This window comes from Bradyrhizobium sp. 191 (genome assembly GCF_023100985.1).
In the GTDB taxonomy this organism is placed as follows: Bacteria; Pseudomonadota; Alphaproteobacteria; order Rhizobiales; family Xanthobacteraceae; genus Bradyrhizobium; species Bradyrhizobium diversitatis.
Map to the genome: position 1 here is coordinate 3,347,404 of NZ_CP064692.1, position 23,999 is coordinate 3,371,402.

The window sequence follows — 23,999 nt, forward strand, 5'->3', positions numbered from 1 at the left end:
AGGGCCGAAGCGGCAGCGGAGGATGGCGGAGGCCGGCTATTTTGCTTCGCGATGAAAAGCGCGCGGCCAGCTGAATAATGTGTCTTCACATCACTGGCGCGCGGCGGAAAATAGCCGGCCGCAGCCATTGCCGGCCCGCTCCGCTTGCCGTCCGATCGCCCTCTAGAAGGCCAAGGTCGCGTCCTCTTCCGGTATTGGCCTCGCCTATGACTGGCCCATCAACGTCGATCGAAGACCGGGAGCTATTCCGCGGGCACCGTCGACGAATGCAGGAAGCGAACGACGTCCTCTGGCACGAGCTGGAACCGCAACGCTGCTCGGAGCGCATCGAGGCCGAAGACATGGAGATCTTCGTTGAAGTCGCCCAGCCGGGGCGACAGCGCGATTGCTTCAATGCCGGCGTCCGCTGCGCGCTGGCTGAGAGTCGCCTGTACCACATCGCCGGCAGCATCGAGATCGCGGGCTATGTAGAGCCGGCGCAGTCCAGTCGGAAGCACCATGGCTGAGAGGTGATTGGCCGAGAGCGCAGCCACCATTGGCATGGTCGGCAACACGTAACGTAGCGACAGCATGGTTTCGATTCCCTCGCCGGCAGCGAGCACGTCGTCCAGCACGCCGAAGCGAACCGCGTTGCCGAGGAGATCGCCTATCGCGCGTCGTGGGGTATCGATCGGAGCTTTGCCCAGCCGAATGCGATCAAAGCCGTCCGGGTCGAGCCAGGTGCGATGCACGCCAGTGATCCTGCCTTCGATATCCGTGACGCAGGCGATCATCGCCGGCCAGGTCTCGGCTGGCAGGTGTTCGTCGGGCCGATAATAGCAGCGCGGATGGAAGCGCAGGCTGCCACCATGGTGCACGTGGGCGATCCCGCGACGCTGCAAATATGCCTCGACCAGCGTCCCCTCGATCGGTTGCGATATCATAAAGAGCCGTCTTGCCGCCTCTTGCGATCCAGCCGGTGCTAACGGACGAACGGGTTTCGGGACGAGTTCCGGTTCAGTACGAGCCAGCCTCAGAAAGCGCCTAGCCTCCTCTGCGACCTCGCGGAATTCGCGCAACCCCAGGCTTTCGCGGATGACGTCGAGGAGATCGCCATGCTCGCCTGTTGCGGCATCGGTCCATTTGCCCGCGGGTCCCTTCCGTGATTCCTGGAGCCGCACGAACAGCGAGCGGCCCGGATTGTTGTGGACATCGCCCACAAGCCAGTACCGCCCCTCCCGCTTGCCATTGGAGAGATAGTGTCGGCATACCGCCTCGGCCTCGCGCGCGAGGCGGCGTGCTAGCTCGCAAGGCTTGCGGGGCATCAGGCGGCCTCCCGCTCACTGATGCGCGCGACCGGATAGCGGTCGAGCACTTTCGACAGGATCTCGACGCCGCTCGCGTCCGTGGGCACGAACATGCGCAGCTTCCAGGAGATGATCTCTCCAAAGAGGCCGTAAGCCCGCAAGCGATCGCGCATGGTGTCGTTGAAGCCCGACAGTTCGATGCGGTGTGCGCTCATCACCCGGACACGGCGAAGCTGGAGCCCCTCCGCAAGCTCAAGGACGGTCCGCCCCTCCATCAGCGCGGCGAAGGCGGCGTCTGGCGCGAGCGCCGGCGCGTCAGCCGCAAGGACATTCGCGACCCAGGTAACCGAGACCTTGCGGCCGACGATCCGCTCGCCCGCGTCGGTCTGCAGCCGATAGACGCGCGTCGACTCGTTCGGCAGCCGCTTCCAGATCGGCAGCAGCAAGCCGGTCACGATGTGGATCGTGCTTTCCGTGAACGCTGGGATCTCGGCAAGCTCCGCCAGCCAGGCCGCGGCGAAGCGTTCGCGGTCCACTTCGACCCAATGGCTTTCCGCCATCATTCTTAAGGGGACGCTATGCTGTTCCACGGGCCGGATCAGGCGGACGCGCCGCTCGATCTCGCCGTCATCAAGCATGAAGCTCGGAGCCGCGACCTGCACCGCTGCTCGTCCCGAGCGCTCATTGATTAACAGAATGGCTCGAGGATCGGAAAGATGAGCAAGAGCGTCATCCAGGCTCACAGGATGATTGCGCTGGCGTTGGGTGATCGTGAGAAGCCGGGTCTCGGCGCCAGTGCCGGGATGGACATAGATCGTCCGCCGGTCGGTGACGGTAAAGCTCTCGGCGCTGAGCGTTTCCAGTCCGACGTCATAGCTGCCCGAGGCGACCGCGCCCTCGATCCGGGCGGTCAAGAGCTGCTCGAAGACGGTGAAGAGGATGTTCTGAAGATCGATCGTGAGCGCCAGCAACCTGTTCAGGAAGGTCGTGATCGGAGGCAGGTCATCCTTGAGCCCATTAGCATCCGTGAGCTTCAGGCCGGTCGCATCCTCAAACCGCTCGAGCGAGCAGCCGTCGACCTTGCCCCGCGCCAGCAGCGTATAGAGCTGGCGCAACGCGTCGCGGCCGTAATGGCTTTCGAGATTGTCCTCGGGCCGGAACAGGCCCTGCCCTCCGGTCTGGCGTTGGCCACGCGTGATGGCGCCCAATGTATCGAGCCGGCGCGCAATGGTGCTGAGAAAGCGCTTTTCTGCCTTTACGTCGGTCGCGATGGGACGAAACAGCGGCGGCTGCGCCTGATTGGTCCGGTTGGTGCGGCCGAGCCCCTGGATCGCGGCGTCGGCCTTCCAGCCGGGCTCGAGCAAATAGTGGACCCGCAGGCGGCGATTCCGAGCCGAGAGATCGGCATGGTAGCTTCTCCCCGTGCCGCCCGCGTCGGAGAACACGAGGATACGCTTGACGTCATCCATGAAGGTCGAGGTCTCGGCGAGGTTGGCCGAACCGGGCCGGTTTTCGACCATCAGCCGATCGCCCTTGCGCACGATGCGGCGCGAGCGACCTGTGACCTCCGCGACCATGTCGGTGCCGAAGCGCTGGATCACCTGGTCCAGCGCGCCCGAGACCGGCGGCAGCGAAGCGAGCTTCTCGATGAGGCGGTCGCGGCGAGCGACGGCCTCCCGGCTCTCGACCGGTTGGCCGTCGCGATAGACGGGCCGGGAGCTGAGATTGCCCTCCTGGTCGGTGAAAGGCTCGTAGAGCTGCACCGGAAAGGAGTGGGCGAGATAGTCGAGGACATACTCGCGCGGGGTTATGTCGACCTGGACGTCGCCCCACTCCTCGGTCGGGATCTCGGCGAGCCGGCGCTCCATCAGCGCCTCGCCGGTCGAGACGATCTGGATGACAGCGGCGTGGCCGGCGTCAAGATCGCGTTCGATCGAGTGGATCAGCGATGGCATCTTCATCGAAGTCAATAGGTGGCCGAAGAAGCGCTGCTTGGCGCTCTCGAAAGCGGATCGCGCGGCCGATTTAGCCTGACCGTTCAACGTGCCGGTCTCGCCGGTGATGTTGGCGGCCCTCATCGCGGCATCGAGATTGTTATGGATGACGCTGAACGCGCCGGCGTAGACGTCGTAGACGCGTACCTGCTCGGGCGTGAGCTGGTGCTGGACGAGCTCGTACGCGACCCCCTCGTAAGAGAGCGAGCGGGCCGCGTAGAGACCGAGCGCCTTAAGGTCGCGCGCGAGCACTTCCATGGCTGCGACGCCGCCCTCGTCGATCGCCTCGACGAACTCGGCCCGGGTGGCGAACGGGAAATCGGCGCCACACCATAAGCCCAACCGCTGGGCGTAGGCGAGATTGTGGACCGTCGTGGCACCGGTCGCCGAAACATAGACGACGCGGGCATTCGGCAACGCGTGTTGGAGCCTCAGGCCCGCGCGCCCCTGCTGGGAGGCCGCCCCCGGACGATTGCAAGCAATCGCCTTGAGGTCGCCGCGCTCGCCCTTCTGGCCTGCCGCGTTCTGCATCGCGTGGCTCTCGTCGAAGACGATCACTCCGTCGAAGTCGGAGCCCAACCATTCAACGATCTGCCGCACGCGCGAAAGCTTCTCGCCACGCTCATCGGTGCGCAGCGTAGCGTAGGTGGTGAAAAGGACGCCTTCCGCGAGCCGGATCGGTGTGCCCTGGCGAAACCGAGACAGTGGCGTCACGAGCAACCGCTCCATGCCGAGCGCGGACCAGTCGCGCTGCGCGTCCTCGATCAGCTTGTCGGATTTGCTGATCCAGACCGCGCGACGGCGGCTCTTGAGCCAGTTGTCGACAAGGATGCCTGCGACCTGCCGACCCTTGCCCGCGCCGGTGCCATCGCCCAAAAACCAGCCGCGGCGAAAGCGGACGGCGTTTTCTGCATCGTCGCGTGCGGCCGCGACAACATCAAAGGTCCCATCCACGGTCCAGGAGCCCGCAAGGAAGTCGGAATGCGCCTCTCCGGCATAGATGATGCTCTCAAGCTGGGCATCGGAGAGAATGCCATCCGCCACGACCTTGGCCGGCAGGTGGGGCCGGTAAGACGGCTTGGGCGGTGCCACGGAGGCCATCGCAGCGGATTGCACGAGCTTGGTCGGATGCGCATGCGCGTCCGGAATACGGATCGCCTGCAGCGCGTATTCCTCATAAAGCTCGTCGGTCAGTCGAGCGCCTTCCGGAGGCGTCCACTCGACCGTCCCGTAGGTGAGTTCGACGCCCTCCGGCGCGCCGTCTCCCGGAGTGGACGATGGTCGCGGTGCAAACGCGCCAACCCGCTGCGACGCCGCGCGGCGCCTGATGGCGTCGACCATGACGGGAGTGGCAACGGGCATCCTCGCGGGCACATGCTGGCTCACCCACTCGAGCAACGTGGCGACATCGCCCGCCATGCCCAGCAACGCCGGAAAGACTTTCGGGTCTGCGGCGGGCTGCTTGTCGATCACAAGCAGCCTTGTGTCCGTCTGCGTTCCGTGTTTCGCATAGGCCGCGCCGTCGATGGCAGCCGAAAACACCACTCGCCCGCGCTCTTGGAGGCGAACGAAGGCATCTCGCCATGCCGGATTGTCCGGCGCAAGACTTGCACCGGTAATGGCGACCAGACGCCCACCGTCGCAAAGACGCGACAAGGCTGAGGCGATGTGCCGGAGAGCCGCGTCCGCCATCCGTCGATCGACGTTCGCCAATGCCGAGAACGGCGGGTTCATCAGGGCAACGCTCGGTACGACACCGGCATCGAGGTGATCATCGATCTGGGTGGCGTCGAATCGCGTGACCTTAACCTTGGCGAACAGTTGCTCGAGCAATGCGGCGCGGGCATCGGCCAGCCCGTTCAATACCAAGGCGCCGCCGGCGAGCTCGGCAAAAATGGCGAGCAAGCCGGTCCCCGCGGAGGGCTCCAAAACCCGATCGGACGGCGTGATGCCGGCCGCGGTGCATGCGACGAGCCCAAGCGGGATCGGCGTCGAGAATTGTTGAAGGGCCTGACTGTCCTCGGAGCGCCGCGTGTGGGTCGGCAGACGGCGCGCGATTCTCGCGAGCATCGGCAGCATGGCGGCCGTCGAGCCGGCCTCGACACGAATTGCGGGACCAAACTTGCGAAGGAACAGAACAGTTGCCGCCTCGCAGACATCATAGGCGGTTTTCCAGTTCCAGACGCCACTGGCGTCGGAAGCGCCGAAGGCAGCTTCCATGGCGCCACGCAGGACAGCGGCATCGATGCGACGGCCGCGCTCGAGATCAATCACGAGCTGTCGCGCGGCCCTGACGGCGGCGGAGGTGAGACTTGCAGCGGCGCGCAGCGAGAGCGGCGCGGCCGCAGCGCCGCCGGCGAGAGATTCTGTCATGAGAGGGTTCTTTCGGAGAGCAGGAAAGGGTCGAACCATCAGGCGCTCTCCTTTGACCCCGACGGCTCAAACCCTTCCCGGCCCGCTCTCCCTCTCAGCGCGCGCCCAGAAAAATGGGGGCCGGCGCTGCACACCGGTCCCCAAGCACCTACGGACGGCCAGAGCCGTCCAACTCCATGATCTCACTCAGCGGCGTCGATGTTGCGGATCCTCATCCTCGCTCGCGTTGTCCCGATCCTCCCTCTCCGAGGAATTCAGGCAGCGGACCCGCTTCACTCTCTTGCTCCAGTGACGATACGCCGGACTCGACGACACGCAGCGGCTCCGGCAACCAGCCCGAACCATCGAGAAGACGCTCAGCCTCCTTGGCCATGTCGGCCTTCTTCAGGTGGTCGATCAATTGCGCGGACGATTCGCCTCTTGCTTCCCGCACCGCCTCCAGGATGCGAGGTTTGGTGACCCGGCCGAGATAGTTGTCGACAGAGGGCTTCCAGCCCGCTCGGACCATGTCGAGGCGGATGGCGCGCGCAAGCACATCCGCCTGGTCGAGCCGGGTGCGGACGCCGTGGGCGGAGACGCGGCCCTGATTGCAGCGGTTGGCCGGCTCGTAGAGAGCGTTGACCGCAAATGACGCACAGTGAGCGAACAGGGACGCCTGTGCGCCGCAATCGAGAGCTGCGAGCGCATCCCAAAGATCGTTCTCGCGGTTCGGCAATCGTGCTTTCCAGGACTCATGCCGCGCCTCAACGGCCTTCGCGGACGCGCTCTCCCTCAAGCCAGGCGCTTGAGCCGGAAAGGTCGGCGTGCGAAGGCCGATCTCAAGGCAGCTCCCGGACGATGCGAACCGGTAAAAGGCCGTCAGCACGAAGTTGTGCAGCACCGCCAGCAATCGCGGGATTTTCTGCCAGCGCATCCCGCAATGCCAGCGTGCGATGCGCCGTCAGCTCGGTGATCAGCCGATCCGGCAGAGGTTTCGTGCCGTCCTCATCATCGTCTTCGGGATCAATAGCGCCGCCGGGCACCGCGATGACCGTGCGCTGGACAGAAGTACCAGCCGCCTTCCCCTCGATCGACTGTGTATCGCCGCCCTGCCCGACATCAGGATCGGCCGCCGACACGTAGTCCTCCGGCCGGACGTAACCCCGATCCACCGAGAGGCGCCCTTCGGAATCGATGCTGACGAAGACGCCAGCGCGGACGATCTCGGCCGGATCGTGAATCATCGGCCGGTCTTCGAACGCGGCCAGTGCCGCCTCGATTTCGCCGAGACGCTGATCGACCTCATCGGGCAACTCGTCGGCATCCTGATAATCGGATTCAAGTTTGGCTTGCTCCGCGTTGAGTGCGTCGATGGCGGCCTGCTCCTCCGGAGAGAGATCGACAGGTTTGCCCTCGATTTCGCGCAGGCCCTCCGTGTGGCCGTAGGGGAATTCGACGGCGACCGAAATCCACTTCCAGCCTTCGGCTGCAATCGTCTCGGCTTCGCGTTTGAGCTTTTCCGTCACGAGACGATCGAGCAAAGCAACGTCCTGGAGCCAGCCGCCATCATCGTGCTCGAACAGGTCTCGTAAAACGCCGCCGCCAGCCTGCTAGGAAGAAACTGCTAGGAAGAAACTGCTGGTTGTTTAGGGTCAGGCCGCCTCCGCGATGTGCTGGAGTTGGACGGTGAAGCCGAGCTTTTTGAGGCGCGCGACCAAGCGGCTTGCCTTGACCTCGGTGGGCCGACGGTCGAAGTAGGCGGCGCCGAGGTCGTGGTGCTCGGTGCCGTTTTTGAGGATGTGGTAGATGGCGGTGAGGAGCGAGGCGGCGACAGCGCAGATGGCTTTTTGAGGTCCGCGTCTGGCCTGCAAGCGGAAGAACTGCGCTCGGTAGTAACTGTTCTTTGAGCGCTTGGCGGCCCAAGCACATTGAACGAGCATCGTCTTGAGCCACGGCGCCCCCTTGCGCAGGCGCGAGGACTTGCGCTTGCCGGCGCTCTCGTTCTGCCCGGGGCACAGGCCGGCCCAGGCAACGAGATGGCCGGCAGTCTCGAAGCGGCTCATATCGGCGCCGATCTCGGATAAAATTGCCGGCGCTGCCACCGCGCTGATCCCGGGGACCGTGGTCAACAATCCGATCAAGTGGCGAAAGGGGATCTTGCCACCGCCTGCCTCCGCTTCCATGCCCTCGATCCGCTGAGCGATTTCGACATCAAGCTTGCGGATCGTCTCATCCAGACCATCGCGTTGCTTCAGGTGAAGCGCGAGCAGAAAGCGATGGTGATCCGTCAGGCGCCCGTGCAACGCATCGTAAAGCTCCTTCGGCGACGCCTTGAGCTGCTTGCCGGCAAGCTCGGCCAGCTTGTTCGGCTGCCGGACGCCGTCGATCATCGCCTGGATGATCCGCCGGCCGCTCGCGCCCATGATGTCGGAGATCACCGAGCCGAGCTTGATGTTGGCTTCCGCCAGCGTCTTGTCGATCCGCTGCACGTGCCGCGCCTGCTCGCGCACCAGTTGCTTGCGCGTTCGCGTCAGCGCGCGCAGCTCCTGTACCTTCTCCTCGGGAATGAAGCTGCCTTTGATCAGCCCGCAGGCCAACAGATCGGCGATCCACATCGCATCGTTCATGTCGGTCTTGCGTCCCGGCACATTCTTGATATGCGCCGCATTGGCGACGATCAATTCAAAGGCGCCTTCGCCCAGGATCCGGAACACCGGCATCCAGTAGACGCCCGTCGCCTCCACCGCCACATGCGTGCACCGGCTTTCTTCCAGCCACCTTCTCAGCTCCACGAGCGGGTCCGTCGTGGCCGCAAAAGTCCGGCACTCCCGCTGCGCCTTGCCATCGACCATGATCCGCACGCAGGCCACGACCGTGTCCCTGTGTACATCCAGCCCCGCCACCCGCTCATACAAAATATCCATGCTCCTCTCCTCAACAGTTAGCGCCGGCGGCATAGGCGCCTGTCAGAAAAGAATGCTAGGAAGCGTGCTCGAGGGCCATGCAGCCCCTCCGCGCCAGTGTGGGTTATCCAGGCAACCCGGGTCCAACTCGCAACCGGGCTCTCGCGCACCAGAGAGTAATCGACCTCTTTGCCGACGGCCTCTCAAAATACCGCATTTGCCCACGCTCCGACAGTTTCATCCAGCGCGCGTCGGCTCCTCAATGCCGGTCCCAACTCGTAAGCATCCAGCCCAATGAACTGAACGCGGCAATCTGGCGCGCGCACCGTATTTTCCGTGAGCATTCGCCGGATCTGATAGGGCTCATCATAGCCGGATCGGCTGACGTTCTCCCAGACCTGCTCCTGCTGGCGTGGTCGGCCGTAACAGAGAAGGCCATGAGTTGCTCGAGAGTCATGCCGTCTTCGGCATAGACGTCGTGGAGCTTTGGCGACACGGAGGCCAGCCGCAGTCGTTGCTTCACGACGGTCGGCGTCACGAAGTGCCGGGCGGCGATATCCTCCTCGGATAGACCGGCACCACGCAAGGCCTGGAAGGCTCGGAACTGATCGAGCGGATGAAGCCCTACCCGCTCGTCGTTCTCTGCAAGCGAGTCGTCTTCAGCGATGCCGCCCTCGCGCACGACACAAGGAACCGCCTGGGTCTTCGCCAAGCGCTTCTGCTTGACGAGAAGTTCCAGCGCGCGATAGCGCCGGCCACCTGCCGGCACCTCGAACATGCCGGTCTCATTGCCTTCAGCGTCCACGACCGCCCGGACGTTGAGACTTTGCAGGAGCGTACGCTGCGCGATACTTTCGGCGAGTTGCTCGACCGAAACGTCCGCCTTCACGTGCCGGACGTTGGACTGGCTGAGGACCAGCTTGTTGAACGGAATGTCACGTGAGGGCGACAGCGTGATCTTTTGGACAGCCTTCGTCATATCGATTCTCCACGACGAGCAGCCGAGAGCCTCTCTCTCGGCTTCCAACCCGTCGCGGAAAACGACCCCGCCCTCTCACTCTCGTGCCCGCGGCGGCCGACCAGAGCCTCACGCCGCTTCCTGCTCCGCTCTCTCCGCCATCATGTCGACAGCAATTTCTGGCAAGAATCCAAGGAGATAATCCGCGACCTTGCTGGCCTGGGAAGCGGCCCGGATAATCGCACGATTGTCCTCGCGCAGTACGTCAAGCCACGAGCCGATATAGTCGGCGTGCCGCACCGTCGGCACAATACCAAGCGATGCACAACCGAACGCAGACGAGATTTCCGCAACCAGCTCCTCAAAGGCATACTTCTTGGTGCCAAAGCTGCCCGACAAGTCGCGGTTGAGACGTGATGGATGGCCGCTCGCATGCGCAAGCTCGTGGAGGGCCGTTCGATGCCAATTGATCGGTTCGAAATAGGCTTGCGGTGGAGGCACCTGCACATAATCTTCCGCCGGCACATAGAAGGCGCGGTTGCCGCCAATGCGGAAGTCGATGCCGGTCGCCTTGATCAGGTATTCGACCTGCGGCTCGATCAGGCCTGGCGGCGGAGGCGGCGCCGTTGTTGCGATCTCTGAAGGCAGATCGTCGCATTGATCGCTGTTGAAGACCGTGAAGCGCTTGAGGAACGGAATGGCCTGCGCTTCCTCACCGTTCTCGCTTGCGCGGCGCTTTTCGTCGACCGGCACAAAGCGGTCGGCATAGACGACGGTCGTGCCGCGCTCGCCCTTGCGGACGTGACCACCGAGCGACAGCGCTTGGCGGAATGTAAGCCAGCTCTGACCGGAGAATGCGCGCTCAGTGGCGGCCCCCCAGAGGATTAAAATGTTGATGCCGCTATAGTGACGGCCGGTCGCTGCGCTCTCCGGCATGGCCAAAGGCGCCATCGCCGCCGCCGTGCCCCAAGGCTGCACCCATGGCACTCGGCCAGCCTCCAGCTCGGCGATGATCTTGTTGGTGATTTCGTCATAAAGGCTTGTCCGGTCCTCACCGGTGCGCGCCCGAGGATAATGTCTGGACATCGCGGATCTCCGCGACGGGCGCCGCGAGCCTCTCTCGCAGCCTGTAACCCGTCACGGCAAAACCGCGCGATACTCTTACTCTCAGTCTCTAAGTGAGAATGCGAAATCTGCGACGCGACCTGTCTTCCGTCCAATTCTTCATGGGACTTGGCATTGAGGTGCCCCGGGGCCGAAGGCCCTGACCCAGGCGTGCGCCTAGGGCGCATCGCCTCAACGGAAAATGGCACCCGGAGAGCGTGAGCATAGCGACCCGAAGGGGCACGCGGGTCCGAGTGCAGCGACGAGACCGGTTAACAGCGGCACCCGGGAACGGGGCAGTGATAGCGATCGCCGAAGGCGAGCCCCTTTCCCGAGTGCCCCCGGCGAGGAGTTCCGATAGTGTTTGCGCGAGGGATCGAAGCCGGATGGCGTGCGCCGTTGTGGCGTGAAGAAGAAGGGAGTGTTCGAAAGAATGGAGCCTACTGGTTTGGCTCTTTTCTGCCCGACTTACCGGTGTCGGAAACGACTGAGACCTCGAAAGAGGAACGGGACCAGAGCATGTCGGGAAACGTCTCGAAATCGGGCGCCGCAGCCCGGTGGAGAGCACAAGGTAAGGTGTGCATGGTGAAAGCTGTATTGCCTGAATCCCAGTTTCCAGTTGCTAAAGGGTTGGCGGTAGCGAACGCGGCTGACACGCTACGCCACGCGGGGCAAATCGCACCGGCCAGTGCGACCTGCCACCAGTCCGCGTGGGACGACCTCCATCGGAGGGTCAAGGAAGCGAATGGGACACCTAAACACACCGCAACTCCCCACACACGTAACTACGGGATCGCCTGCAGCAGGTTCGTTCGCGAACCTGTATGGCGACGGAGCCGTCGTAGTACTCAAATGCCCAGCGTAATGGTTGGGACAGCCGCCGCAAGGCGGACGATCATGCGTATAAGGCCGGGTGACCGAACCGAAAGCGCCTCCGATCGGGGGAAGGACGATGCCGCCAACAACGGCATATGCAGTATGCGAAGAGAAGATTCTTCGACGGAGAGGTTCTGCTGATGCAGGCCGTCACCATCCAGAGGAGAATTGAATCACTGCCGACTTTGTCGCGGTCGGGCAAGCGTGTAAATGGCCTTCACCGCTTGATGAGATCTCCGCATCTCTTCGAGCGGGCCTACGAAAAGGTCTCCCTCAACAAGGGAGCACTGACGCCGGGTGTTGACGGCAAGACCTTCGACGGCATGTCGCTGACGAAGCTCGCCGACATTGCCAGGCGCGTAGCAGATGGCACTTATCGCTTCCGGCCAGTCCGCCGGGTTTACATCCCGAAGGGCAACGGCAAGACACGACCGCTGGGAATTCCCACGGTGGAAGACCGGCTCGTTCAGGAGGCGGTCAGGATCATCCTCGAAGCAATCTATGAACCTGTGTTCCTCGATGAGTCGCATGGGTTCCGCCCGAGGAGGTCCTGTCACACCGCTCTAAACCTCATCAAGAAGACTTGGACGGGTTGCAAGTGGCTGATCGAAGTGGACGTGCGTGGGTTCTTGGACACCGCTTCATATTGCCCCCTGGTTCATGAGGTTTGATCGAAGAGTTCGGATTGCCGGGTTATCACCTTGATCCGGATTCCCTTTTTCCTGCCATTCGTGACGTGCACGACTTCGAGCTCGCCGCGCTTGACACGCTGCAACACGGTTTGGCGCGAGACACCGAGCTTGCGGGTTGCCTCGTGCATGGTCACGAAGCCGTCCCCAGCAGTCTCGCTGAATCGGGCGATGAGGTCATCGGTCAGGCGAATGCGCCAGGGTGCGCCGGGCGTCAGCTGCTCGCCCGGAATGATGCCGTCGTTGAGCCAGCGGTGCAAAGTCGAGGGGGCGACGCCGAGCACGACCGCGGCCTTACTGATGGTCAGCAGTTCGCCTCCGGCTTGCTCGGCCTTCGGCTCGAAGCACGGGATATCCCAGTGGCGACGCAGATTGCCGACGCGGCTTGCCTCGAAGCGATGGCCGTATGCTGTGGTGCGCCCCTGGCGACTGAGAATGCCGGCGATCACGGCGTCGGGATAATGCCCCGCCAGCCGGCGGACGAGCGCGATCGTGTCCTCATCGGTGCGTATCGTGGCCGGCCGCGAGCGCGGCAGCGCGAGGTCGATCTCGTTGAGCGCGCCGCCCTTCCAGCGCAGCGTGAGGTGGGCTGCCGCCTTGTCGCGCTCGACCTTTATGATGACCTCCTCGAGCAATGCTCGCAGCAGCTCTTTCCTGTCACGCGGCGTGGTCGTTGCCGCGTGCCAGACGGTGGCAAGATCGGGCCCGAGCGCGAGCAGACGGTCGCGCTCCTCTTGGGAGAGCACGCGTGGACGCTCCCGTTCGCGGCGTGCAAGCTCGGCCTTGGCGGCTTCGAGTGCGCTCAAGCTCTCCTCCCACTCGCGCTCCAGGCCGCGAGCGACCAATCGGTTGTCTGGATCGACGGCACGGTAGCGGCGCTCGGCGCGGCTCGCTTCGTAGCTTGCTCGCTCGACGCCGAGACGCCATTGCTTGAGCGAGGTCTCGCGATCTGCTTCGAGCCGCTCGGCAGCGGCGAGCGCGGCAGCAAGCTTTGCCGGCTCGAGGGCGGCGATGAAGGCCCGCGTGACGGCCTCGTCGATCTGAATGCCGCCAATGTTGAGGCAATAGACGCCGCGGCCCTCGACCAGGATCTTGCCGGGGCAATGATACCCCGGTGCGGAACTGCGCCCGCGATAGTGCGTGTGCAAGCGGCGTCCGCAGTGCCCGCAGCTGGCAAGGCTCTGCAGCAGGGCGCTGCCCTCCCTCACGGCGCCGCCCACTTTGTGCGGTCCGGGGCGGGTGTTCTTGGCGATGCGATCCTGGTTCGCCTCATAGGTCTGCCAATCGATGAATCCCGGATGATGGTCCGGGATGAGTACCTGCCACGCGGAGCGCGGCAGTTGTCGCACGCGCTTTGTGCGTGCACCCGCTACATCCAGCATCGTCTCCTGGCGTGATTTGCCATAGGCGTAGGCGCCAGCATAGACGGGATTTGTGAGCACGTGGTGGATGGCGGTATAGCTGGCCTCGACCCAGCGGATCTCTGCGTTCTGGTGCATCTGCAGAGGGAATGTGAGCCCTTCCGAGCGAAACCATAGCCAGACGCGGCGCGCCGAGCCCGTCTCGGCGAAGCGCGCGAAGACGTTGCGGACGGCGGCGACAATGGCCTCGTCGGGGTGGAAGCGGACCTCGCCATCGGCCTCGCCCCAGACAAAGCCGACCGGCAATCCTCGGCGGAGTTCACCGCGTGCTGCCTTGTTGCGAATGCCGCCATTGAGGCGGGCCCGCAGCACATGCAGCTCGGCTTCGCTCATGGTGCCCTTGAGCCCGAGCAGGAGACGATCATTGAAGAGGGCTGGATGATAGATGCCATCTGCATCGCCAATCAGCGTGTCGGTGAGGCCGCCGAGGTCGATGAGGCGGTGCCAGTCGGCATTGTTGCGCGCCAGGCGCGAGACCTCGAGTCCGAGCACGAGGCCGACGTGGGCGAGCGCGACTGCGGCGGTGAGGCGGGCGAAGCCCGATCTCGCGACAAAACCGGAGCCGGAAAGCCCGAGGTCCTCGTCGATGACGATGATGCGGTCGTCGGGCCAGCCAAGCTCGCGGGCTTTGGCGGCAAGCGCATACTGTCGATCGGTCGACTCGCGATTGTGCTCGACCTGGGCGGCGCTCGACTGGCGCAGGTAGACGATGGCCTGGCGGGACAGATGGCTGGCCGTGATCTTGGCGCGTTCATTCATCGCTTGCCTCCCTCGTCGACCTGGCCGAGATCATGCGGGCGATGAGACGTGCGAGGATCTCGAGCGCCGCGATGCGCGAGGCTTCGTCGAGCTGCTCCCACGCCGTCGCCGACGGGGCTGCTGGAAAGGGGTTCGGTGGAAGATCGGGGCGGTCGAGAAAGGCCAGGTTCAGTTGCATGGTTGCGCTCCTTGCACTGCACCGACTCGACGGGTCGGTCGTAGAGAGCGTCAATGATCTTGCGCAGGTGGAGCAAATCGCCGAGCCGGCCGAGATCGTGGGCACCACCAGCATCGTTCGCCGGCGTTCGCCTTGCCTGCTCGGCGTTCCAATCGGTCCAGTTGGCCGGAATCAGCGAGCGGCTACCGTCTGGCAAGACCACGAGAACGAGGAGGACGCCGCGCCGCCGGATGCTGCTGATCACGGCCAGCGACTGGCCTTCGAAGGCGTGGCGCTCGCGGGTGATGGTCAGCGAATCTGGAATATCACGGTGATGGGTAGTCTGTGGCCGCTTCCTTTGACAACATCGACCATGACGTTCTGCTCACGCTTCTCAAGAAGCGGATCGATGATGATAGATTCATCGGTCTGATCGAAGGAATGCTGAAAGCAGGCTACATGGAAGATTGGGTCCTTGGACGCACGTACAGCGGCACGCCGCAGGGCGGAGTAGTATCGCCCTTGCTCGCCAACATCTATTTGCATGAGCTAGACCAGCACATGCGGACAATGAAAGCGGGATTCGATAAAGGCCGCGACCGACGCGCATTTCCGCCTTACGCGGCGCTGCAAAGGCGCGTCCTTGGTCTCCGCCGGAACATTGAGCGGCTGCGCACCAATGGCGCTGAGTTGGCGAAGATCAATGCCGCACTGGCGGAGATCAAAGCTATCAATAAGGAGAGACGGAAGGTGCCTTCTGTCGATCCCATGGACCCCAACTTCAAAAGGCTCCGCTACTGTCGATATGCCGACGACTTCCTGATCGGCATTATCGGCAGCAAGGCGGAGGCTCGTGAAGCCATGGCCTCTGTCGAACGATTCTTGACGGAGACGCTGAAGCTCGCAATCTCGCCCGAGAAGAGTGGGATTCAGGCCGCTTCAAAGGGAGTGACCTTCCTCGGTTATAGTATCGCAGCGTACACGTCCTACGGGGGTGGACGAAGGTCCAACCGCAAGGGACCGGCAGCACGGACATGGCGTATCACGCGCCGGCCGACTACCGGTAATATTAGCCTACGTGTGCCGCGAAAGCGGATAACCGAGTTCTGCAAACGGAACGGCTATGGCGACTTCGCCAAGAAGACCGGCCGTGCTCGTGAGCAGTTCCTGGTCACCAGCGACTCTGCGACCGTGCTCGCCTACAACTCAGAGTTCCGTGGTTTTGCGAACTATTACTCGTTTGCCGATGACAACAAACGCGCCTTGGGAGTGTTGGAGCTTGTTGTGTTCCGCAGCCTCATCAAGACGCTGGCGTTGCGACATCGAACGACGAGGGCGCGGATCATGGCCCGTCTGTGGAAAGGCACGGACCACGAGGTTAGTTCTGTAGTCCGGGGCAAGCTTCGCACAATCAAACTGTGGAGACTGAAGCACCTCACGCGAACCTTTTGGATAAGTCCAGTAATTGACGATGTCACAAGGGGGGCGTGGTGGGTCAGAAACTCGAATGACCTAATCGACCGGTTGAATGCTCGCCGATGCGAAGCATGCGGCGGCACGATGGGGCCGTTCGAGATGCATCACCTCCGCCGTGTTCGAGACCTGCGAAGTGGGTCGCTGATAGTCTGGAAACGATCTGGCTGGCGGCGCTAGACCATCGTCTTGTGCCCGTCGTGCCGGGCGACCGTTTCCGGTCGAGAGCACTCGCATATGGAAAGCCGTGTGCATCGCAAAGGTGCCCGCACGGTTTGGGGGGAGGCGTAGGAACATGTTCCACGCCTACCCTACCGAGACGCAAAGCGGCTCGGTTTCACCGAGAGCCCGATGCGGCGGAGCCGCACGCGCGCAAGCGGAAGAACTCAACCAAGGTTTGAGTCGGAGGATCTAGATTTCCTCGCGCGCATTCGTCTGCGCGTCGTAGATCCTGATCTGAAGCATTGGAAAACGCTTCTTCAGTTCTTCGCCACCTGCCCTGGCGCCGTCTCTGGTTGCAAATTCGGCTTTGAGCCGGCCGTCCACTTCAAGCGCGTAACCAGAGGCCGGCAATTCACGGGTGGCTGCAACCATTTCATTCCCATTGTGCGGTGAGGTAATTCGGAATGATGGGTAGCGTGAGTCGCCCAAACCGCGCCAGAGCCACCTGCCCAAGTGCGGTGATTGGCCAACGCACGTTGTGGATTGGCGCCTTGCTGAGATCGCATCAAGGATGGGCATTTGCATCGTCCGAACAGGCGGACGGCTTTCCACTTGCGCGGATGCATGCACGATAGACCCACGGCTCGACGTAGCTGCCCTTCCAGAGTCCTCGGCCCGCGCGCTCAGCCTCGCGCTGAGCTTCGTGATACCTGCCCTTCGGGTATTGGGGCAAATCCAGCGCAAGGCCGTTGCGTACAAGCCATTCAGCGAGATCCCTGCCTGCGACCGAGCAGGTCGCGACCGTTCGGCCATACGGGTCGAGGCTGACTGGAACACAATTGACGGAACGGCGGGCAATGAAGGCGTCAAGGTCGTTCGCGGCCTGCGCACCGCAACGATATTGTAAGCTGTCTTCGCCGCGGCACAGCTGGCTGCTCTCCGGTGCATCGATACCCCAAAGCCGGATACGCGCTCCATGTATTTCCAACGTGTCGCCGTCGATAACGCTAGCCTGTCCGACAAAATCGTCGGCCAAGCCCAAGCTCGACAGAATGGCGAGAATCAATGCGACAGAGGTTCGACCCATTCCAATGACCTTGTAGCTACCGCAAATCTCGCGGATTGGATTTCGGCCAGTTCGCGAGTGGCTTCAGCGCCGGCAGGCTCTCGGGCCGCTCGGATAGTGAAGCTACGTGCGGCGCCGCCAGCGTCCCTCGGAGCGAGCCCAGAGCAGAATCGCGTCCATCGGACAAGTGAATTCATAAACCTTCCAGACGCCGTCATTCTTTATAACTTCGCCAATCGCGGTAGATGGCCCGCTGTTCAGCCGGCAAAGCGCGTAAATTTCGTCCCAGCGTGCCCCTTTGGGAGGAGGCAAGGCGCTGCAGCGCCCTTTACCAGACGAGGCGCTGAAAGTTGTCATGCGCGACGCGGACAAGGAAGACAAGATTGCTGCGTGGCCGGTTTTGCACAGGATGGCGGAACACGTGGAAAAGCACCTGCCCCGACGTTTTGGAATCCCTGCTCTGTGTTAGCAGCCGGAACGAATCGAGGGCTGCAAGGATTCGTCCCTCGCGGAGAGCGATCTTGATGCTGATGACCAAGGAGAGGCGGACGGCGATCCGCACGGTACGGGGTTGGGCGATAGCCGTGCTGCAGGAGGCAGGCGCGATCCGCGAGTGTGCGTACCATGGCTGGATGCAGGACCGCGCAGATCCGCACGCCCGTGAGCGGGCGTTCCAAATCGCCCGCCAGGATGCGCCACCGGGCCTTTCGCCCGAGGCGGCCGCCGGCGCGGTGACCGAGGTCCTGGACTCGATCGGCGATACCTGCCCCGAATGCCCGCCCGAAGTCTAGGCACGCGCTGAACGATCGAGGCCAGCAAAGGTGACTAACGCCCGAGACGCTTCTCGACGCGCTTCCGGCTGTTGCCGACCTTTTTGACAGCCTTTTTGACCGCTGATGCCGACCGTCCTGTCTTCTTGGACTCGTACCCCACCTCATACTTTTGCCCGCCGGCCACACGGGCTCGGTCCTGCTTGCGCCCGCGTGCCGTTTTCTTCTTTCGCTGTCGCCATCGGCTCCTCCTGATGGATTTGATGATGAAGCAACGCAGCAAAGGATTCACGGGTTCCGGAACGATTCGAACTGTGTCAGTTTGAATCAGCTGTTGCGTGGAGTGCTTCAGTGGCGTTTCAGCGTCGAAAACCGGCGACCATGGGCGTGAAAGCGCCAATGCCCGGCTTCATCGAACCGGCCTTGGCCACCTCGATCGAGAGGGTGCCGTCCGGAGAACGCTGGATTCACGAGATCAAGTTTGACGGCTACCGTGTCCAGGTGCATCTGGCCAACGAGGTGGCCAAGATCTTTACCCGGCGCGGCCACGATTGGACGCACCGGTTCAAGAAGGTCGCGCACGACGCCTGGCAGATCAGGGCGAGCTCGGCCGTCATCGACGGCGAGATCGTCGTCCCCGCCGCCGACGGCACTACCGATTTCTCGGTGCTGCAGAACGAGCTCAAGGGCAAATCGACCAAGATCGTGCTGGTGGCGTTCGATCTGCTCTATCTGAATGGCTGCGATGTCCGGAAGCTGCCGCTCTTTCAACGCAAGGCCGAACTCAAGAAGATCCTGAACAGCACCGACATCCAGTTCAGTGAAAGTTTCGAGATAGACGGCCGCGAGATGTTCGCGCACGCCTGCAAAGTCGGTCTCGAAGGCGTCGTTTCGAAGGTCCGGGACGGCACCTATCCGACGGGACGCACGAACGATTGGGTCAAGAAGACCTGCGTACAGCGGGAGACGCTGACCATTGCCGGCTTCGCGCTCGATGGTACGAAGTGGGACGGGCTCTACGTCGGCCGACGCAAAGGCGATGATCTGGTCTACGCCGGAAAGGTCGACCACGGCTTTGACAAGGTTTCGGCCGCCGATCTGCAGAAGCGGCTTAAACCCCTCATTCGAAAGACCCAGCCCTATGCCAAGCGCATCGACCACAAGGGCATTTGGGTTGAACCCAAGCTTCTGGCCGAGATCGAATATCGCGCGAAGTCGGCCGAGGGAAAGGTTCGGCACCCGTTCTTCCGGGGCCTGCGGGAGGACCTGTGATGGATGCATTCGACCGCTTCTGGCAGTGGGCCAACAAGCCCTTGGAAAGTCAACTGACGATACCGGCCGAGCTACACCAGGCTGTCACGGAGCTCGCCCCTGAGGAGCGAGGGGACCGCGCCGCGGTGAACCAGGCCGCAGCACGCCTCCTAGGTGGAAAGATGAATGGTTGAACGGGACCGCTGGCCTAAGCTCGTGGCCGCCCCACAGAAACTAACCCCGCGCGCGCCGCAGCGCGGCTTCCAATCGCGCCTTCTCCTTGTCCCAGCGGGCTTGCTCGGTTTGCGATTTCTTCTCAAGAGTCTCGATATCGGCTTGGATGGCGGCGGCCTGCTTCGCGTGCTCCTGCTCGGCCTTGTCCAGCGCAGCCTGCGCCTTGTCGACCGCCTGCTGACGGCGTTCATGCTCCTTCCGCCTGGCGGCCTCTTCCTTCGCCCGTTCAAGCTCGCGGCGCGATTGCTCCTTTTCGAAGGCGAGAGCGGCCTTTTGCTCCGCCGCCTTGTCGACGGGGCGAGAGGAAGGCCTTTTCGCCCCAGGACCTTTCGACTTGCGGGCGGCTTTCGTTGGCCTAGTACCGCCAAGATCGGTAGGCAGCTTGGCATGTTCGCCGAAGGGTCCGTCGGATCCGACGGCGCGCCTGAGAACAATGCCCGGTTTCTCCATGGCCGCGGCAATGACGTCCGGATCGTCACTTTCCTTCGCCGCGCCCTGGTGGAACAGATTGCTGTCCGCCCCCCACGCTTCCAGAGCCGCCTTCATCGACGGAGCGGCGATCGCCAGATCGAAGAAGCCCAGCGAAGTTTGGTAGGTCTTCAGTTTTCTGGCCATCGGTCTGATCCGCCCTTCCCGATCGATCGTCAACGTCGCGCACGCCACGGCGCCTGCGGAACACGACGCGGCCTCGAAGCGTTCCCAATCCTTGGAGGACGTCCATGCATTTCGCAACCTGCTCTTAAGGATTGGCCCCGAATGAGCCGGACGTCGACCCTGCCCAAGCGCCTGCAGCCCATGCTCGCCACACTTACCGACGCGCCATTCGATGATCCCGGCTGGGTTTTCGAGGACAAGTACGACGGCTTCCGGATGATCGCAGAAATCCGGCGGGGCGAGGTTGCGCTCTACAGCCGCAATGGCAAGATCATCAGCCGCAGCTATATGGAGGTCGCCAAGGCGCTGGAGGGCGTGAAAGGCGACGCCGTGATCGACGGCGAGCTCGTCGCGATCGGAAAGGACGGCGTCTCGCATTTCCAGCTGCTGCAAAACGCGCTGCGCCATGAAGCGAAGCTCCTGTATCGCGTCTTCGATCTCATGTTTGAGAACGCAGTGGACTTGCGCAAGCAGCCTCTCCTCGAGCGCAAGAAGCGGCTGAAGGCGATTCTGCCGCGCGACAAGCTGATCGCCTTCAGCCCTCATCGCAAAGGCCGAGCGGAAGGGTTTGGAAGGCGTAATGGCGAAGCGCGCCGACAGCGCGTATACGTCCGGAAGCCGAACCCCAGATTGGCTGAAGATCAAGACGGCAAAGCGACAGGAAGTGGTGATCGCCGGCTTCACGGCGCCCAGGCGCACCAGGCCGTTCTTCGGCGCCCTGGTTCTCGCCGTGCGGGAAGACGACGCATGGCGCTACATCGGACATGTAGGTACTGGCTTCAGCCACAAGGTCCTGGAAGAGCTCCATGCCAAGCTCGTGAAGCTGACGGTCCCTCAATCACCCTTTCCTGCCAAAGTGAAGGACGAGGCCGCCACGACCTGGGTAAAACCCTCGCTGGTTGCCGAGGTCAAATTCGCGGAGTGGACGGGCAAGGGCGAACTGCGCCAGCCCGTCTACCTCGGACTCAGGTCCGACAAGCGGGCGAAAGATGTCGTGCGCGAACGAGGACGTTCGCGTAAATAGCGATCCCACCGCCGCGGCGTTCAGTCGCCTCCAAGGTCGTGGATTTCCGGTCGCATGCCCGCTGGCGTGACTTCGAGCGTCGCAAGGGTGATTGGCAGTTTGAAACGCCGCCGTCCCGCGCTGCCGGGATTCAAATAGAGAACGCCGCCGACCGTGTCGATCTTCGGTACGTGGGAATGCCCTGAGACGATCACGTCGATGCCGGCGCCGGGATCGACCTGCAGCGTCTTCAGGTCGTGCAGAACGTAGATCGACTTTCCCGCCAGGCGCACGAGTTTCGTGTCAGGGTATTCGCGGGCCCACTCGCCGCTGTCCATGTTTCCACGGATGGCGGTGACGGGCGCGATGCTGCGAAGCGCGTCGACGATTTCTGGGCGCCCAATGTCGCCGGCATGTACGATGTGATCGACGCCGGCCAAGCATCGTTCCGCCTCCGGACTCAATAGGCCGTGCGTGTCCGAAATGACTCCTATCCTGAACATCATATTTCGGCGTGCTCGACAGCCTCGATCGCCAGGAGACCATCGAGAAGCTCCACCTGAGCTGACAGCATCTTCTTCCGTGCGACCTCGATATCAAACCATTCCGCGCGGTCGACTTCGGGAAAGTTCTGCAGCCGGCCGCTTCGGGGCGGCCATTCGAGTTCAAACGTATTGCTGGCCAGTGCCGCCGGGTCAAAATGGCCCTCTCCGGCGAATGCGATGACGCGTTTGCCTCCTCGCTGGCGAACCTCCCTAAGGCCTGCAGCCGACCAACCGAGGCGCTTTTGCCGAGTTCCTCCGCAAACTCACGTCGCGCGGCCTGCTCTGGATCTTCCGCGGCATCGATTTCACCCTTCGGGATGGACCAGGCGCCATCGTCCTTGTTGCGCCAGAACGGACCGCCGGGATGAACGAGCAGAACCTCGAGCCCGCGAGCGCCTTTCCGGTAGGCCAGAATGCCCGCGCTCAACGTCGATCGCCTGGAAGTCGTTGTCAGCGCGGCCATATCGCTCCTATTTTGCGACGCAAATCGAGGGCTGAGCAACGGCGCAGGATCTGAGACGCGACGTTTGGCTACTTGCGCAGCAACGAACGTTCGAAAAGGGATAGTAGCGCAGCAGGCCCCGGATACACCTCGACGCATCCGGCTTGCCTCAGCGAACTCTCAGCAAACCCGCCGCAAAGCACGCCGATGGTCGCGATGCCAACCTTCCCCGCTGCTTCGGCATCGTAGGGCGTGTCACCGATCGCGACGGTGTCGCTGCCTTCAAGCTTGAGCTTCCTGAGAACGATCTCGAAGATATCAGGCGCGGGTTTGGATTCTTCTACATCGTCCGAAGAGGTTTTCAGATCCACCAGGTCGGCGATGCCTGCGATGTCGAGGTACTTCTCGACCTCATCTTTCTTGGCTGAGGAGGCAATAGCGATCTGAAGTCCAGCGTCGCGCGCGCACCGGAGCAGGTGCGGGACCGCCGAAAAGGGACGTACAAGCGGCAGATATTCGGTCTTGAAACGATTGCCTCGCCACTCTTCCAGTTCTTTGCCGTGGTCTCGTTGTTCGTCAGGGGACAGGAATACGAGAATGAGCTTGTCTCCGCCCTTGCCGATCTGGCCTCTCACCTGTTCAAAACTTGCATCGTGGCCAAACTTGAGCATGGCTTCCTGCCAAGCTAGCGCGTGGAGATCCACCGAGTCCAAAAGCGTGCCGTCGAGATCGAAAATAGCGGCTTTTGGCAATTCACAGTCCTCCCTGGTTGGAGCGAGCTAGTACCCACTTTTCTTGGATCGTGAGTCGTGATTCAAGATATGGATGATCCCTGAAGCAAGAGAAGTCCGCCTTTCGCGGAAAGATCGCACGGTGCTTGAGGCGTGTTGTCGCTCGCCGGTGACGTTGCAGCGCGATTTGAAGCGGGCGCGGATAGTTCTGTTGGCGGCGGACGGGCGCAGCACCCGCTCGATCGCCAAAGAAGTCGGAGTCCAGCCGCGGATTGTCAGCCTTTGGCGACACCGCTATGCCGATCATGGCCTTGAAGGACTGCACGACAAGCCGCGGCCCGGCAAGCAGCCGATTTATACGAAGGCCACCGACAAGCGGATTCTGAAGCTGCTGGATAAGCCGCCGCCGCAGGGGTTTGCGCGCTGGACCGGGCCGCTGCTGGCCGAGGCGCTGGGCAATGTTGACGTCCAATATGTCTGGCGGTTCCTGCGCAGCCACAAGATTGACCTTGCGGCTCGCAAGTCCTGGTGCGAGAGCAACGATCCGAACTTTACGGCCAAAGCCGCCGATGTTGTTGGCCTCTACGTCGCCCCGCCCGCGAAGGCCATTGTGCTATGCGTGGACGAGAAGCCCTCGATCCAGGCTTTAGAGCGAGCGCAGGGTTATCTGAAGTTGCCCAATGGCCGCGCCTTGACCGGCCAGAGCCACGATTACAAGCGGCATGGCACTACGACATTGTTTGCGGCGCTCGAAGTCGCCACCGGAAAGATCATCGCGGCTCATTCAAAACGCCGTCGCCGCGTCGAGTTCCTCGACTTAATGAACGGCGTTATCGCGGCCTTTCCGGGCCGAAGGCTTCACGTCATCCTCGACAACCTCAACACCCACAAGAAAAACGAGCACTGGCTCAAGGCCCACCCCAACGTGCAATTTCATTTCACGCCGACAAGCGCGTCCTGGCTCAATCAGGTCGAGGTCTGGTTCTCGATCTTGCAGGGGCAGTCACTTAGCGGCTCCTCCTTCACAAGTCTCAAGCAGCTTCAGGAACACATCGATGCCTACGTCAACGCGTACAATGACAAAGCCGAGCCCTTCGTCTGGACCAAGAAAAAGGTTCGTCAACGCCCCTTCAAAGGCCGCCGTATCACTCAGCTCTGATTCCGGGTAC

The 23,999-nt window shown here is 62.6% G+C and carries 19 protein-coding genes and 4 pseudogenes; 8 read left to right on the plus strand and 15 right to left on the minus strand.

The genetic code is table 11. From position 1 onward, the window contains the following. Positions 1 to 242 precede the first annotated feature (242 nt). The 6 genes and pseudogenes from IVB23_RS15465 to IVB23_RS15490 form a co-directional block, all read right to left on the minus strand. On the minus strand, positions 243 to 1,304 hold the full coding sequence (locus IVB23_RS15465) for a toprim domain-containing protein (RefSeq protein WP_247804092.1): 1,062 nt from the start codon (positions 1,302 to 1,304) through the stop codon (positions 243 to 245). Continuing rightward, complete coding sequence (locus IVB23_RS15470) at positions 1,304 to 5,653, minus strand: strawberry notch-like NTP hydrolase domain-containing protein (RefSeq protein WP_247804093.1); 4,350 nt, start codon at positions 5,651 to 5,653, stop codon at positions 1,304 to 1,306. Before IVB23_RS15470 ends, IVB23_RS15465 begins: the two co-directional genes overlap by 1 nt. A gap of 182 nt (positions 5,654 to 5,835) precedes the next feature. Further along, positions 5,836 to 7,239 (minus strand): annotated as a pseudogene (locus IVB23_RS15475) (DNA-binding protein); the annotation flags it as partial. A gap of 45 nt (positions 7,240 to 7,284) precedes the next feature. Next, positions 7,285 to 8,556 carry an IS110 family transposase gene (locus tag IVB23_RS15480; RefSeq protein WP_247799878.1) on the minus strand — a complete coding sequence of 424 codons (1,272 nt, stop codon included), beginning with the start codon at positions 8,554 to 8,556 and terminating at the stop codon, positions 7,285 to 7,287. 254 nt (positions 8,557 to 8,810) lie between these two features. Beyond that, a pseudogene (locus IVB23_RS15485) lies at positions 8,811 to 9,514 on the minus strand (ParB/RepB/Spo0J family partition protein); the annotation flags it as partial. Positions 9,515 to 9,622: 108 nt separating this feature from the next. Then, on the minus strand, positions 9,623 to 10,579 hold the full coding sequence (locus IVB23_RS15490) for a zincin-like metallopeptidase domain-containing protein (RefSeq protein ID WP_247804094.1): 957 nt from the start codon (positions 10,577 to 10,579) through the stop codon (positions 9,623 to 9,625). Positions 10,580 to 11,568: 989 nt separating this feature from the next. Here IVB23_RS15490 and IVB23_RS15495 point away from each other — a divergent pair. Further along, positions 11,569 to 12,144, plus strand: coding sequence for a reverse transcriptase domain-containing protein (locus IVB23_RS15495; protein WP_247804095.1), 576 nt, complete (start codon positions 11,569 to 11,571; stop codon positions 12,142 to 12,144). Here IVB23_RS15495 and IVB23_RS15500 read toward each other — a convergent pair. Together IVB23_RS15500 and IVB23_RS15505 are read right to left on the minus strand one after the other, a co-directional pair. Further along, on the minus strand, positions 12,132 to 14,342 hold the full coding sequence (locus IVB23_RS15500; RefSeq protein WP_247804097.1) for a recombinase family protein: 2,211 nt from the start codon (positions 14,340 to 14,342) through the stop codon (positions 12,132 to 12,134). The two genes, IVB23_RS15495 and IVB23_RS15500, sit on opposite strands and share 13 nt — an antisense overlap. Continuing rightward, entirely contained in the window at positions 14,335 to 14,520 is a 186-nt protein-coding gene (locus IVB23_RS15505; RefSeq protein WP_247804098.1) for a hypothetical protein, read from the minus strand. Before IVB23_RS15505 ends, IVB23_RS15500 begins: the two co-directional genes overlap by 8 nt. Here IVB23_RS15505 and IVB23_RS15510 point away from each other — a divergent pair. Together IVB23_RS15510 and IVB23_RS15515 are read left to right on the plus strand one after the other, a co-directional pair. Further along, on the plus strand, positions 14,519 to 14,932 hold the full coding sequence (locus IVB23_RS15510) for a hypothetical protein (RefSeq protein WP_247804099.1): 414 nt from the start codon (positions 14,519 to 14,521) through the stop codon (positions 14,930 to 14,932). The genes IVB23_RS15505 and IVB23_RS15510 overlap by 2 nt on opposite strands. Further along, the gene (locus IVB23_RS15515) at positions 14,845 to 16,152 is read left to right on the plus strand and encodes a reverse transcriptase/maturase family protein (protein WP_247804100.1); all 1,308 of its coding nucleotides are present in this window, start codon (positions 14,845 to 14,847) and stop codon (positions 16,150 to 16,152) included. The genes IVB23_RS15510 and IVB23_RS15515 overlap by 88 nt, the downstream gene beginning before the upstream one ends. Before the next feature lie 231 nt (positions 16,153 to 16,383). Here the strand turns inward: IVB23_RS15515 and IVB23_RS15520 are convergent, their stop codons facing one another. Together IVB23_RS15520 and IVB23_RS15525 are read right to left on the minus strand one after the other, a co-directional pair. Next, positions 16,384 to 16,566, minus strand: coding sequence for a hypothetical protein (locus IVB23_RS15520; RefSeq protein WP_028153819.1), 183 nt, complete (start codon positions 16,564 to 16,566; stop codon positions 16,384 to 16,386). 133 nt (positions 16,567 to 16,699) lie between these two features. Next, positions 16,700 to 17,221 carry a thermonuclease family protein gene (locus tag IVB23_RS15525; RefSeq protein ID WP_247804101.1) on the minus strand — a complete coding sequence of 174 codons (522 nt, stop codon included), beginning with the start codon at positions 17,219 to 17,221 and terminating at the stop codon, positions 16,700 to 16,702. A 503-nt stretch (positions 17,222 to 17,724) separates the two neighbouring features. On the opposite strand from IVB23_RS15525, the gene IVB23_RS15530 reads away from it, so the two are divergent. Next, the gene (locus tag IVB23_RS15530) at positions 17,725 to 17,991 is read left to right on the plus strand and encodes a hypothetical protein (protein WP_247804897.1); all 267 of its coding nucleotides are present in this window, start codon (positions 17,725 to 17,727) and stop codon (positions 17,989 to 17,991) included. A 34-nt stretch (positions 17,992 to 18,025) separates the two neighbouring features. Here the strand turns inward: IVB23_RS15530 and IVB23_RS15535 are convergent, their stop codons facing one another. Continuing rightward, the gene (locus IVB23_RS15535) at positions 18,026 to 18,226 is read right to left on the minus strand and encodes a DUF3606 domain-containing protein (RefSeq protein ID WP_247804899.1); all 201 of its coding nucleotides are present in this window, start codon (positions 18,224 to 18,226) and stop codon (positions 18,026 to 18,028) included. A gap of 95 nt (positions 18,227 to 18,321) precedes the next feature. Here IVB23_RS15535 and ligD (IVB23_RS15540) point away from each other — a divergent pair, with 95 nt between their 5' ends. Both ligD (IVB23_RS15540) and IVB23_RS15545 read left to right on the plus strand, forming a co-directional pair. After that, positions 18,322 to 19,242 carry a non-homologous end-joining DNA ligase gene (ligD, locus tag IVB23_RS15540; protein WP_247804103.1) on the plus strand — a complete coding sequence of 307 codons (921 nt, stop codon included), beginning with the start codon at positions 18,322 to 18,324 and terminating at the stop codon, positions 19,240 to 19,242. Beyond that, on the plus strand, positions 19,242 to 19,415 hold the full coding sequence (locus IVB23_RS15545) for a hypothetical protein (RefSeq protein WP_247804104.1): 174 nt from the start codon (positions 19,242 to 19,244) through the stop codon (positions 19,413 to 19,415). The genes ligD (IVB23_RS15540) and IVB23_RS15545 overlap by 1 nt, the downstream gene beginning before the upstream one ends. A 40-nt stretch (positions 19,416 to 19,455) precedes the next feature. Here the strand turns inward: IVB23_RS15545 and IVB23_RS15550 are convergent, their stop codons facing one another. After that, positions 19,456 to 20,070, minus strand: coding sequence for a cell envelope biogenesis protein TolA (locus tag IVB23_RS15550; protein WP_247804106.1), 615 nt, complete (start codon positions 20,068 to 20,070; stop codon positions 19,456 to 19,458). A 141-nt stretch (positions 20,071 to 20,211) separates the two neighbouring features. Here IVB23_RS15550 and ligD (IVB23_RS15555) point away from each other — a divergent pair. After that, positions 20,212 to 21,133 (plus strand): annotated as a pseudogene (gene ligD / locus IVB23_RS15555) (non-homologous end-joining DNA ligase). A 20-nt stretch (positions 21,134 to 21,153) separates the two neighbouring features. Here ligD (IVB23_RS15555) and IVB23_RS15560 read toward each other — a convergent pair. The 3 genes and pseudogenes from IVB23_RS15560 to IVB23_RS15570 all read right to left on the minus strand — a co-directional run bounded on the left by IVB23_RS15560 (position 21,154) and on the right by IVB23_RS15570 (position 22,851). After that, positions 21,154 to 21,618: a metallophosphoesterase family protein gene (locus IVB23_RS15560; RefSeq protein ID WP_247804108.1), complete on the minus strand. Its 465-nt coding sequence runs from the start codon at positions 21,616 to 21,618 to the stop codon at positions 21,154 to 21,156. After that, a pseudogene (locus tag IVB23_RS15565) lies at positions 21,615 to 22,120 on the minus strand (NUDIX domain-containing protein). Before IVB23_RS15565 ends, IVB23_RS15560 begins: the two are co-directional and overlap by 4 nt. A 68-nt stretch (positions 22,121 to 22,188) precedes the next feature. Next, positions 22,189 to 22,851, minus strand: coding sequence for an HAD family hydrolase (locus IVB23_RS15570; protein WP_247804110.1), 663 nt, complete (start codon positions 22,849 to 22,851; stop codon positions 22,189 to 22,191). Positions 22,852 to 22,924: 73 nt separating this feature from the next. Between IVB23_RS15570 and IVB23_RS15575 the strand changes: the two genes are divergently transcribed. After that, a complete protein-coding gene (locus tag IVB23_RS15575) occupies positions 22,925 to 23,989 on the plus strand; it encodes an IS630 family transposase (protein WP_247804111.1) in 1,065 nt (354 codons plus the stop codon). Positions 23,990 to 23,999: the final 10 nt, after the last annotated feature.